Annotated in this window: 10 protein-coding genes; 7 read left to right on the plus strand and 3 right to left on the minus strand. The window is 63.4% G+C overall.

Annotated features, from left to right (window positions below; translation table 11 throughout):
- Positions 1 to 97 precede the first annotated feature (97 nt).
- The 4 genes from IYW40_RS15010 to IYW40_RS15025 all read left to right on the plus strand — a co-directional run bounded on the left by IYW40_RS15010 (position 98) and on the right by IYW40_RS15025 (position 4,888).
- Positions 98 to 895, plus strand: a complete 798-nt coding sequence (locus tag IYW40_RS15010) for a nuclear transport factor 2 family protein (RefSeq protein WP_196401133.1) — start codon at positions 98 to 100, stop codon at positions 893 to 895.
- Between the two features lie 127 nt (positions 896 to 1,022).
- Positions 1,023 to 1,769 (plus strand): NUDIX hydrolase, encoded by a 747-nt coding sequence (locus IYW40_RS15015; RefSeq protein WP_196401134.1) that lies wholly within the window; start codon positions 1,023 to 1,025, stop codon positions 1,767 to 1,769.
- A gap of 10 nt (positions 1,770 to 1,779) precedes the next feature.
- A complete protein-coding gene (aroB, locus tag IYW40_RS15020) occupies positions 1,780 to 3,588 on the plus strand; it encodes a 3-dehydroquinate synthase (protein WP_196401135.1) in 1,809 nt (602 codons plus the stop codon).
- Between the two features lie 4 nt (positions 3,589 to 3,592).
- Complete coding sequence (locus tag IYW40_RS15025) at positions 3,593 to 4,888, plus strand: HlyC/CorC family transporter (RefSeq protein ID WP_196401136.1); 1,296 nt, start codon at positions 3,593 to 3,595, stop codon at positions 4,886 to 4,888.
- Positions 4,889 to 4,911: 23 nt separating this feature from the next.
- On the opposite strand, the gene IYW40_RS15030 is transcribed toward IYW40_RS15025, so the two are convergent.
- The 3 genes from IYW40_RS15030 to IYW40_RS15040 form a co-directional block, all read right to left on the minus strand.
- A complete protein-coding gene (locus IYW40_RS15030; RefSeq protein WP_196401137.1) occupies positions 4,912 to 6,348 on the minus strand; it encodes an HWE histidine kinase domain-containing protein in 1,437 nt (478 codons plus the stop codon).
- A gap of 89 nt (positions 6,349 to 6,437) precedes the next feature.
- Positions 6,438 to 6,992, minus strand: a complete 555-nt coding sequence (locus tag IYW40_RS15035) for a sigma-70 family RNA polymerase sigma factor (protein ID WP_196401138.1) — start codon at positions 6,990 to 6,992, stop codon at positions 6,438 to 6,440.
- On the minus strand, positions 6,989 to 7,249 hold the full coding sequence (locus IYW40_RS15040) for a NepR family anti-sigma factor (RefSeq protein WP_196401139.1): 261 nt from the start codon (positions 7,247 to 7,249) through the stop codon (positions 6,989 to 6,991). Before IYW40_RS15040 ends, IYW40_RS15035 begins: the two co-directional genes overlap by 4 nt.
- A gap of 177 nt (positions 7,250 to 7,426) precedes the next feature.
- Between IYW40_RS15040 and IYW40_RS15045 the strand changes: the two genes are divergently transcribed.
- The 3 genes from IYW40_RS15045 to IYW40_RS15055 all read left to right on the plus strand — a co-directional run.
- Complete coding sequence (locus IYW40_RS15045; protein ID WP_196401140.1) at positions 7,427 to 8,215, plus strand: response regulator; 789 nt, start codon at positions 7,427 to 7,429, stop codon at positions 8,213 to 8,215.
- A 213-nt stretch (positions 8,216 to 8,428) separates the two neighbouring features.
- Complete coding sequence (locus IYW40_RS15050; RefSeq protein ID WP_196401141.1) at positions 8,429 to 10,210, plus strand: ABC transporter ATP-binding protein/permease; 1,782 nt, start codon at positions 8,429 to 8,431, stop codon at positions 10,208 to 10,210.
- Between the two features lie 162 nt (positions 10,211 to 10,372).
- A partial coding sequence (locus IYW40_RS15055) for a hypothetical protein (RefSeq protein WP_246720830.1) occupies positions 10,373 to 11,946 on the plus strand: 1,574 nt, incomplete at its 3' end.

Here is an 11,946-nt window from a genome sequence, read left to right on the forward strand (position 1 = left end):
CCATAGCGGGGGATGAATGCACGGGCCGGGCGGGCGGTCGAGTCATGTTATCGAGAGCGAAACGCGTCGGCGCGTACATGAGATTGTACGGAGCCGCATGACGTACGACGTCTCGACATTGATCGAACATTTCGTCGAAGACGTCGAGTTGAACTACAGCTGCTCCCGACTTGGCGTGCTTCCGCCGGGACAATGGCGCGGGCGCGATGCGCTGCGCGCCCATTTGCGCCGCGTCGACGTCGATTATGAACCGCTCGACGCGGAAGTTCTCTCGGTTCTTGTCGAAGGCGACAATACCGTGGTGCGATGGATCAGCCGGTGGCGCCACCGCGCCACCGGCCATATCCACAGCATGGACATGGCGCATTTTCTGCGCTGGCGGAACGGACTCGTTTCGGAAATGTACGAGTTCCGGGATCATCGTTGCGTCGCGCGCGGCGCCGATTTCCTGCCGCAAAGCCTCGACGACATTCTCAATCCCCGCAGCCCGGGACTGTCGCGCGATGAAATGGCGCGCCGGTTGATCGCCATGGGCAGTTTCTCGTGCGCGCCCGACATCGCCCTGTTCCGTGAGCTGTGTTCGCCTGACGTCGTGTGCGAATTCGTTGGCGACCGCACGGCGGTTTCGCACGCCGGGCGACATCGCGGCATAGAGGCGCTGATCAACATCGTGCGCAGCATCGAGGTCGAGTTCGAGCAACTCGGACTTGCCATGCCCGAGGTCATCGTCGACGGCGGCGCCGCCGCTGCGCGTCGGATCGTCGAATGGCGTCATCGCGGCACAGGCCGTTGCGGCCAAGTTCAGCTTGCCGACTTCGTGCGCTTCGAGGACGGCCGCATTGTCGAGATCGTCGAATTTCGCGACAGCACGGCGCTTTTGCAGATGCAGGCGTAACAAAGCACGTGACGTGTGCGATGCGATTCAGTCAGTCCAATCGACATCCGGCGTTCATCGCGCGCAATCGAGTCCAATACAAATGTGACGGCTCGGCGCGCCGTTGCGGCCAAGGAGCGGCCCGCCTGTGACCATCGAAATTGCGGAGATTGATCGCCTCGAGTGTCGCTGTGTCGATCATCGCTGGGGCTTCGTTGAGGAGCGCGCCGCCGACATCGAGCGCCATTGGGAGGTGCGTCGATGCGCCAATCCGGCGCTCTACGACGGCTCGGTGCTGCTCGCCTGTCGCGTCGAGCGGACGAAGGGCGAAGATGGCGCGCGCATCTTGCGCATGGCGTTCTTCGAGACGCCTTTCTCGAGCTTTCTTGCCTGGCGAGAATTCGGCTGGCCCGACGAAGCCGTATATAATTGCTTCTCGATGCCGGCGGCGCGCGCCCGCGACGGCGCCTATCTCCTCGGGGAAATGGGGCCAAGCCACTCATTCGCCGGCCAGCTCTATTTTCCCTGCGGCACCCCCGACCCGTCCGACGTCGTATCGGGCGGCCGCGTCGATCTCGCCGGCAGTCTCGTGCGCGAGCTCGCCGAAGAGACGGGCCTCGCCGCCTCGGACGCGCATGCGTCGGCCGGCTGGACGGCGATATTCGATCGCCAGCATGTCGCCTGCGTCAAGAGGCTGGATTTCGATGCGCCGTCGCACGCCCTGCTCGCCAGGGTGAGGGCCTTTATCGCGGCCGAAAGCGCGCCCGAACTCGCGGACGCGCATATGGTTTCGAGCTTGACGGCGCTTGCCGACCCGCGCCTGCCCGCCTTCATGGTCGCATATCTTTCGCGCGCCCTCGGCGGCGTGGATGAAATTTCGCTTGGCGCGAGTTAGATTTACGCCAATGACTCGACCGCAACACTTCGGCGTCGTCCTTCCAGCTCCGCAAGCGCTGAATGACGAGCGTGCTTTGGCCGTGTGCGCCGCCCTGAACGGCAGGGCGATCGTGCTTGTCGGCATGATGGGCTCCGGCAAGAGCGCCATCGGCCAGAGGCTCGCCGTGCGGCTCGGCCTTCCCTTCGTCGACGCGGACGCTGAGATCGTCGCCGCGGCGGCCGGCATGTCCATTCCCGAGATTTTCGCCAAATATGGCGAGCGCTATTTTCGCGACGGCGAGAGGCGCGTCATCATGCGCCTGCTGAACGGCGGCCCGGTCGTGCTCGCCACCGGCGGCGGCGCGTTTCTCGACCCTCGCACGCGGGATCGCATCGCCGAACGGGGCGTATCGGTGTGGCTTGACGCCGATCTGAAGACCCTGCTGAAGCGCGTGCGCCGCAAAAATGATCGTCCCCTGCTGCAAACGGAGGATCCGGAGGAGACGCTGCGCCAGTTACTGGAGGCGCGACGCCCCCTATACGAACTCGCCGATCTTCGTGTCGAGTCGCGCGAAGTTCCGCAGGATGCGATGGTGGATGATACGCTCGCCGTTCTCGCTGCAGGCTTGCCGATGTTGGAAGACTTGCGACAGCGGGCGCAAAGCAGAGGTTTCGCCAAGGCCATGACGCATCTGTATCCCGCGCGCGCGGAAAGCGACGCTCGCCGCCAGGAAATTGTCCGGGTCGCGCTGGGCGGACGCTCCTATGATATTATCATCGGCGATGGGCTGCTGCAGCGCGCCGGCGATTATATTGCGGAGATCGCGCCCGGAGCGGCGTGCGCCATCATCACGGACGAGAATGTCGCCCGACTGCATCTTCCGACAGTTGAGCAGAGTCTGAAGGACGCCGGCCTGCGTGCGACGACCATCATCGTTCCGCCTGGCGAGGCGTCAAAATCGCTTTCGGTTTATGGCCGCGTCTGCGACGACGTGCTGGCCGCGAGGATCGAACGGCGCGATCTGATCGTCGCGCTTGGCGGCGGCGTCGTCGGCGACCTCGCCGGATTCGTCGCCGCGAGCGTGCGGCGCGGCTCGCGCTTCGTGCAAATTCCGACGACGTTGCTGTCGCAAGTCGATTCTTCGGTTGGCGGCAAGACCGGGATCAATTCGCGTCACGGCAAGAATCTGATCGGCGCCTTTCACCAGCCTGCGCTGGTTCTCGCCGACGTTGACACGCTGCGGACATTGCCGCTGCGCGAGTTTCGCGCCGGCTACGCCGAGGTCGTGAAATATGGCCTGATCGGCGACGCCCGGTTCTTCGATTGGCTCGACGCCGACTCGGAAGCGGTGTTTCATAGTCAGGCGGAACAGATTTGCGCCGTCGCGGTGAGCTGCGAGACCAAGGCGACGATCGTCGCGCGCGACGAAACGGAGCAGGGCGAACGGGCGTTGCTCAACTTCGGTCACACATTCGGCCACGCCTTCGAGCGCCTCACCGACTACAACAGCGCGCGCCTGGTTCACGGCGAGGGGGTTGCGATCGGCATGGCTTGCGCCGCGCGCTTCTCCGTGCGCCGCGGTCTGTGCGCCGAGGCGGCGGCGGAGCGCGTCGAACGCCATCTGAAGGGCGTCGGTCTGCCGACGAAGATCCACGACATTCCGGATTGGCGCGACGACGCCCAAGCCATTCTCGACGCCATGTATCAGGACAAGAAGGTCGAGCGCGGCGCGCTGACGTTCATTCTCTTGCGCGGCATCGGCCAGGCGTTCATTGCAAAATCCGTCGACGCCAATGAGGTGCTTGGCTTTCTCAAAGACGAGCTAAAGCGGACATAGCGCCATGCATGGGCTCGAATCCGGCGCGCCGCAGGTCGACATATGGACTGCGGTTGGCATCGTCATCGTCTGCGTGTTCCTGTCCGCGGTCTTTGCTGGGTCGGAGACGGCGCTCACCGCCGCGTCGCACGCCCGGATGCACTCGCTGGAAAAAGAGGGCGATAAGCGCGCCGCCGCCGTCAATCGGCTGCTGCGCCAGCGCAACCGCATGATCGCCGCGCTGTTGCTTGGCGGCACTCTGGTCAACATCGGCGGCTCCGCTTTCACCACGAGCGTGCTGGTCGTTGTCGCGGGCGACAATGGGGCGGTGTATGCGACCGTCATCATGACCGTGCTGCTGCTCGTCTTCGCCGAGGTTCTGCCGAAAACGCTGGCGATCAACCATCCCGACGAAACGTCGCTGCGCGTCGCGAAGTTTATCGCGCCCTTCGTGCGAGTCGTCGGGCCGCTCCTCGCGGGCGTCGAATATATCGTGCGCATGGTGCTCGCGTTGGCGGGCGTCGAGGTCGGCCATGGCCGAACGGTTCGCTCGCCCTATGACGAACTAAAGAGCGCCGTCGATATTCTGCATGACGAGGGCAATGTCGAGCGCGCCGCGCGCGACATGTTCGGCGGCGTCCTCGATTTGCAGGTGCTGCATGTTTCGGACGTGATGATCCACCGCACCAAAATGCGCACGATCGACGCGGATCTGCCGCCAGACCAGATCGTGCGCGAGGTGCTGTCGTCGCCCTTCACCCGCATGCCGCTCTGGCGCGAGCGACCGGATAATTTCGTCGGCGTCCTTCATTCGAAGGACATGCTGCGGGCGCTGAACGCCGCAGGCGGCGACGCCTCCAAGCTCGATGTCGGCGAGGTGATGTTCGCCCCATGGTTCGTGCCGGAGGCGACGACGCTCGAGGATCAGCTCGAAGCCTTCCTCAAGCGCAAGACGCATTTCGCTTTGGTTGTCGACGAATATGGCGAGGTGATGGGACTCGTCACGCTCGAAGATATCCTCGAGGAAATCGTCGGCGACATTCGTGATGAACATGATCTCGCGGTGCAGGGCGTGCGTCCGCAGCCTGACGGGTCGGTGCTGGTCGACGGCGCCGTGCCGGTGCGCGATCTCAATCGCGTCATGGCGTGGGATCTGCCCGATGAGGAAGCGACAACGATCGCGGGACTGGTGATCCACGAGGCGGGCGCCATTCCGGAAGCCGGACAGGTGTTCACCTATCACGGCTTCCGTTTCGAGGTGATGCGCAAGATCAGAAATCGCGTCACCGCCCTGCGGGTGACGCCGCAGCAAGCCGTATGACGAAACGCAGCAAGGAATGTCTTTTAAATTTCGGCGGACAATTCGGCTTGCAGGCCTTCGGCGTGATACGAGAGCCTGACGTCGCCGCCCATCTGGCGCGCGAGCACATTGGTGATCAGGAAATGCCCGACTCCCGTTTGCTCCGGGCTTTCGACCTTTGGTCCCCCCGTCTCCGTCCAATTCAAGATGAGACGCGGACGATCTTCTTCACGATCGATACGCCAGCTGATCGAGATCCGGCCGTCGTCATCGGACAGCGCTCCGTGCTGCTCGGCGTTGGCGAGCAGTTCATTTATGGTCAGACCCAAGGCGGAGGCGACCGCTGAGCGCAATTCCACGTCTTCGCCCGACACCGAGATGCGGTCAGCGTAGTCGTGGCTGCCACAAGACAGCGCGATCATGAGCAGGTCTTTGAGCGGCGTTCGTTCCCAAGAGGTCTGCACGAGCAGAGTGGAGATGCGGCTCAGACATTGCACGCGGTGAGAAAAGCCTTGCTGAAAGCTCGAAAAGTCCTGCGCCGTGCGCGCCGTAATATTGGCGATTCCCTGGATCATCGCCAGTGAATTGTTCACCCGGTGATGCAGCTCGCGATTCATCATCTGATTGTGCATCTCCGTGTTCTTGATGTCGTCGATGTCGGTAATGGCGACGATCGCGCCGATAACGGAGCCCTTGTCGTCGCGGATCGGCGCGCCGACGATGTTAATCCAGATGTAGGCGCCGTCGCCGCGCTCGATCTTGCACTCGAGCTGCGGATGGTTCTCCCCAGCAAGCGCGCGCGCGAGCGGATATTGCTCATTCGCGACCGGTTGGCCGTCCTGATGAATGGCGTGCCATTCGGAATAGGCTTGGGTGCTTTCCGAGTAGCGAATAGGGCGACGCAGAATCGTTTCAATGACGTGATTGCCCTCGACGATTCGTCCGCTTGGGGCTTCGGCGATGATGATTCCGACCGGTACGGCGTCAAGCAGCGCGCGCAGTTGCAGATTTGCCCCGGCGCGGCTGACGATCGTCGAGCTTTTCATCAGTAAATCGTTCAGCTCGGACACCCTCTTGCGCTTTTCGCGCAGGCGCTCGTCCATGTCCTGAAGGCTATGCGCGATCGCATCGACCTCAGGAACTCCGGTGTCGCTCCAATGCGAGGCGCCGCGCGCTTCTACGGCCAGACTCAATTCGGCGAGTTCATGTTGCGCCCGTTGCGCCTCCCGGCGCTGTCTCACCAGCCAGAAAATCACCGCAAGCGTCGTCGCCAGCGCGACTGCGAGCGCGCTAACGGCCAAGCGCCAGACCTCGGCGATGTTTGCCGCGCCCTCCGCGGCGCGGGCCGCAGACGTCATCGCCAGGAAGAGCGCCAGCGCAGCCCGCAGGGCGGCGACCCCCTGCGCCAGCGCATCCGCTTTGGCGGTCGCCGACACGGGCGGCGAGCGCCGGGCTGAATGACCGTCACGGCCTTGCGTCATTACGCTGCCAAATCCTCCGGACCCTGCAGGGCGTAACCGTCAGATAGCGCTAATTTTCGGTCGCGCATCCCATGTGAAGCCTTGGCCTGTCAAAGCGCGCGGGAGGGTCGGCGCGCTGCGAGGTCCGATACGGTGGGATCGGTGTCAATGTCGCTTGGCGTGAGCAGGCCCAGATGCTCGGCAAGCTTGGCGCGCGCGCGGTTCAACCGGCTCTTGACCGTGCCAATAGCGACGCCGCAAATCTCTGCCGCTTCATCGTAGGAAAGCTCGGTGATCCCGATCAGCAACAGAATTTCCTTGTGTTCGGGGGCGAGCTTATCCAGAGCCGCCTGAACGTCCGTAAGCGTGAGGGCCGACTCCTGACCGCCTTTCACAGGGATCTGCTGGGCCAGGAGATTATCGCTGTCCTGCACTTCGCGCGAGCGTTTCCGATAGCTGGAAAAATAGGTATTGCGCAGAATGGTCACGAGCCAGGCGCGTAGATTGGTGTTCGGCTGAAAGGAGTCGGCGTGCGACCAGGCCTTGACCAGAGTGTCCTGGACCAGGTCGTCGGCGAGGCTATGTGATCCGCAAAGCGAAATGGCGAAGGCGCGCAGATAGGGCATCTGCGCCACCATCTGATCTCCGAAGGCCTCGTCGCTCATTTCTTTTCGCGCTGTTTGGCTTCCAGCTTGGCCAGCAGCACAGTGAACTTGTCTGGAATGGGTTGGTGGATCAGATCGTCGCAATAGGCGCGAAATACGCGCCCGAGCTGAGCTTGAACCTTCGGGTCTAGCGCAACGCCGTCCGCTTGGCAGCCGTCAGCATCCGCCTCCTCCCGACCTCCAGCCTTATCGTTCAAGTTCGGTTCCGCGTCGCGGGAGGGGCCATCGTTGTCGTGAGGATTTTCGCGTTGGCTCATTCTCGACCCCGAGTTCGCCCCGAGACTGGCCGCCTCTACCCGGGGCGGCCGAGCGACGACCTCCCTTGTTGGAACGCGTAAGAACACTAATTGTTCCGCAATTGCAAGCGAGGAACATTGCGAAATATCAACCGGCGCGTGAATTGACTTGGGCATTCGGCGCCATAGGATGAAGACATGAACCTCTCCAGGGAAATCGCGGTGCATCTGCCTTACCTCCGCCGTTTTGCGAGGGCGCTTTGCGGCTCGCAAAAGAGCGGCGACGCTTACGTCGTCGCCACGCTCGAGGCGCTGGTGGCGGATCCGGATGCGTTTCCACCGAATATGTCGCCCAAAGTCGGGCTTTACCACCTCTTCATGACGTCGTGGTCGTCGATCCGACTGAACACCGAAGCAGCGCCCGATGACGAGATCTCCGCGGCACAGCGGAATATCAGCTTGCTGACGCCGCGGTCGCGACAGGCCTTTTTGCTGCGCACAGTCGAAGGCTTTTCGGTCGCTGACGCCGCCGCAATACTGGGCGCGACGGAAGAAGAAGTCGACGCGCTCGTAACGGAGGCTGGACGGGAAATCGCCGAACGCGTCGCGACGGACGTGCTCATCATCGAGGATGAATCGCTCATTGCGCAGGACATCGAGTTCATCGCGCGTGATCTGGGCCATCGCATCATTGGCGTCGCCCGCACCCATCAGGAAGCCGTGGAACTCGCCGCGCGCAAGCGGCCAGGTTTAATTCTCGCGGACATTCAGCTCGCCGACGGCAGTTCTGGTCTGAACGCCGTCAACGAAATGCTCGAAAGTTTCGACGCCCCGGTAATTTTCATTACTGCATTTCCCGAACGCCTGCTGACCGGCGAGCGGCCCGAGCCGGCGTTTCTCATTAGCAAGCCCTACAAGGTCGATACGGTCAAGGCCACGATCAGCCAGGCGCTGTTCTTCGAGCGCAAGGCGTCTCGCGCGGCCTAGCGGCTCGCGGCGGCTATCCCGGTCAGGCCCCGAAGTTTCCCGAAAAGCAGCTTCAAAGCTGAAGTCTAGCGGTTTCGGCGCGCCATATAAGATACGCGCATTAGGGCTCCGCTGAGCCGCTCGAGAAGAGCCTTCGTCGATTTCGGGGCGCTCAAGCAGAGAGGCGCTTCGACTGTGAATAGTCAAGCTATAGCGCCAAATGTGGCTGCAGAGGTGACTCGGCCTGCTCGAGCGCGTTGGCGGGAATTCTGCGCGCTTGCTCTGGGATTCTGGGGCGGCGAGACCAGCCGACGGGCATGGAGTCTGACGGGGTTAGTCGCCCTGTGCATCGCGCTGCAGCTTGGGGCGCAGCTCAGCATCAATGAATGGAACCGGACGTTTTTCGACGCGCTCGCAAGCAAGAATGTCGAAGCGCTGAGTTGGGCGACGACCCTGTTGCCCGCCCTCGTCGCATTTAGCGCCCTCGCCATCAGCGGAACGCTCGTGGCGCGCATGACGTTGCAGATGCGTTGGCGAGAATGGCTTACTGAAAAACTCGCCGGCTGGTGGCTCGAGGACCAACGCTACTACCGTCTCGAGATCGCCGCAGCCGAGCAGACTTCGCCGGAATACCGAATTTCCAAGGACGTGCAACTCGCCGTCGATCCGCTGGTCGAATTCGCCGTTGGCTTTTTGACCGCGCTGGCGACGGCGTTGGCCTTCGTCGGGGTTCTGTGGACCGTTGGCGGCGCCCTGGAGCTTAATCTGTTCGGCGCGCGCCTCGTAATGCCGGGATATCTCGGCTTCGCCGCGGTGGTTTATGCGACGATCGCCGGCGGCCTCGCCTACTTCGCCGGACGTCCCCTCGTTCCGGCCGTTGCGCAGAAGAACGAGGCTGAAGCGCGGTTCCTTGCCGAACTCACACGGCTGAAGGAGAACGCGGAAAGCATTGCGCTCATACGCGGCGACGCCGACGAATTGAGTTCTGTCCTGCAGAACTATCGACGCGTCGTCGCCGCCTGGATACGCCAGATCCATCGCAACGGGGTCATCGCCACCGTGCAGAGCGCCAATGGCGCGCTGGCGCCGCTGATTCCGCTCGTGCTCGTCGCGCCCAAATATCTCTCGGGCGCTCTGACGCTCGGAATGGTCATGCAGCTTACCGCCGCCTTCATCTCGGTGCAGATCGCCTTCAACTGGTTCATCGACAATTCGGTGCGCGTCGCGGAGTGGATGGCCTCAGCCAACCGGGTCGATGAACTCGCAGAAGCGCTCGAGAGTCTGGATATCGGCGTCATCATGGAGGAGAAGGAGTTTATCGATTTCGGCGTTAGCGACGACGACACGATTCACATAGAGGATCTCGCGGTCGCGCATCGCAACGGTCGAATCGTGATTGCTGGCGCGAACGTTGTCATTCCCACTGGCGAAAAGCTTCTCGTGGCGGGGCCGAGCGGCACGGGAAAGAGCACCCTTATTCGCGCCCTCGCCGGATTATGGCCGTGGGGTTCGGGGCGCATCCTCTTGCCGACAGACGCTCACATCGCCTTTGTGCCGCAGAAGCCGTACATCCCTCTGGGCACGCTTCGTCAGGCCATGCGCTATTCAATTTCCGACAAGGAAATCACCGACGATATGATCGAAGGCGCGATGCGGCGATGTGGCCTGGGTTATCTCGTCAAGCATCTCGACGAAGAGCAGCGCTGGGACCAAACGCTTTCCGGCGGCGAGCGGCAGCGAACGGCTTTTGTTCGGCTCTTGCTGCAAAGGCCGCAGATCATCATCATGGATGAAGCGACGTCGGCGCTCGACGAAGAGAGTCAGGTTTCGATGTTGCGCCTGTTCAATGAAGATCTCGCCGGCGCGACGGTGATCAGCGTCGGCCATCGCGTTGGCATGGAAGATTTTCACGACAAGAAACTCGTTCTTGAGCGCCGCGCCGCCGGCGCGCATATCACGAGCCGTAAGCTGCAAAAATCTCTGTGGCACTTGTTCGACGACGCCGCGCTTCATTGATTTTTTTGGCGCGACGCGTTTGCCGCGCATGTATCCTCAACTGTGCCCGACGATCCATATATCGGGTTTCCCAAAGGACCTATCGTTTACTCTGCGTCGATGAGCAGATGCGACATGCGTTTGAGCGGCGCAGATTTCTTTGACCCTTTGGGAGGATCAGATATGCAAGTCGCTTACAATGGAACAGCGCCTTCGGTCGCGCCGATGGGCATGGTCGCCGATCAGATGTTTGCGCCGCAAGGCTTCATCGGCGGCGCGCTCGGCAGCGCGCTGGGCGGATTGGGCGGCGGCGCGCTTGGCCGCGCCCTGGGCAACCAGAATCTCGGTCGGCAGATCGGCAGCGTGGCAGGCGGCGTTCTCGGCGGCTTGCTGCCGTTCGACGCCGGCCCGCAGGCTTACGCCGGAACCTATTACGTCCCGCAGACGGCCGCGCCTGGATTTGCGCCGCAAGGAATCGTCGGCGATGCGCTTGGCGCGATCGGGGCGCCGCTCGGCGGCTTCATCGGCGGCCGTTTCGGCAATGCCGGTCTGGGGCAGACGATCGGCGGCACGGTGGGCGGTCTCGCGCAGCGCTTCCTGCCGTTCGACGCCGGCCCGCAGGCCTACGCTGGGGCCTATTACGTCCCGCAGACGGCCGCGCCTGGATTTGCGCCGCAAGGAATCGTCGGCGACGCGCTTGGCGCGATCGGGGCGCCGCTCGGCGGCTTCATCGGCGGCCGTTTCGGCAACGCCGGCCTCGGTCAGACGATCGGCGGCACGGTGGGCGGACTTGCCCAGCGCTTCCTGCCGTTCGACGCCGGCCCGCAGCAGGCCTGCGCTGGAACGTATTATGTCCCGCAAACGGCCGCGCCTGGGTTCGCGCCGCAGGGGATCGTCGGCGATGCGCTCGGCGCAATTGGCGCGCCGCTTGGCGGCTTCATCGGCGGCCGCTTCGGCAACGCTGGACTGGGGCAGACGATCGGCGGCACGGTGGGCGGTCTCGCGCAGCGCTTCCTGCCGTTCGAGGCGGAGCCGGTTTTCGTTCCGCAGGGCTTCATCGGCGATGCGCTCGGCGCGGTCGGGGGCCGGGTTGGCAACTGGATCGGCGGGCGCTTCGGCAACGCCGGCGCTGGCCAGACGGTTGGCAATGTGGTGGGCGGACTTGCCCAGCGCTTCCTGCCGTTCGAAGCTGGCCCACAGGCTGGAACTTATTATGTCCCCCAGACGGCTGCGCCTGTGTTCGCGCCGCAGGGCATCGTCGGCGATGCGCTTGGCGCGATCGGCGCGCCGCTCGGCGGTTTCATCGGCGGCCGCTTCGGCAACGCTGGACTGGGGCAGACGATCGGCGGCACGGTGGGCGGTCTCGCTCAGCGCTTCCTGCCGTTCGAAGCAGAGCCGGTTTTCGTTCCGCAGGGCTTCATCGGCGATGCGCTCGGCGCGGTCGGGGGCCGGGTTGGCAACTGGATCGGCGGGCGCTTCGGCAACGCCGGCGCTGGCCAGACGGTTGGCAATGTGGTGGGCGGACTTGCCCAGCGCTTCCTGCCGTTCGAAGCTGGCCCACAGGCTGGAACTTATTATGTCCCCCAGACGGCTGCGCCTGTGTTCGCGCCGCAGGGCATCGTCGGCGATGCGCTTGGCGCGATCGGCGCGCCGCTCGGCGGTTTCATCGGCGGCCGCTTCGGCAACGCTGGACTGGGGCAGACGATCGGCGGCACGGTGGGCGGTCTCGCTCAGCGCTTCCTGCCGTTCGAAGCAGA

The sequence above is a fragment of the Methylocystis sp. H4A genome, assembly GCF_015709545.1.
GTDB classification, from domain to species: Bacteria; Pseudomonadota; Alphaproteobacteria; order Rhizobiales; family Beijerinckiaceae; genus Methylocystis; species Methylocystis silviterrae.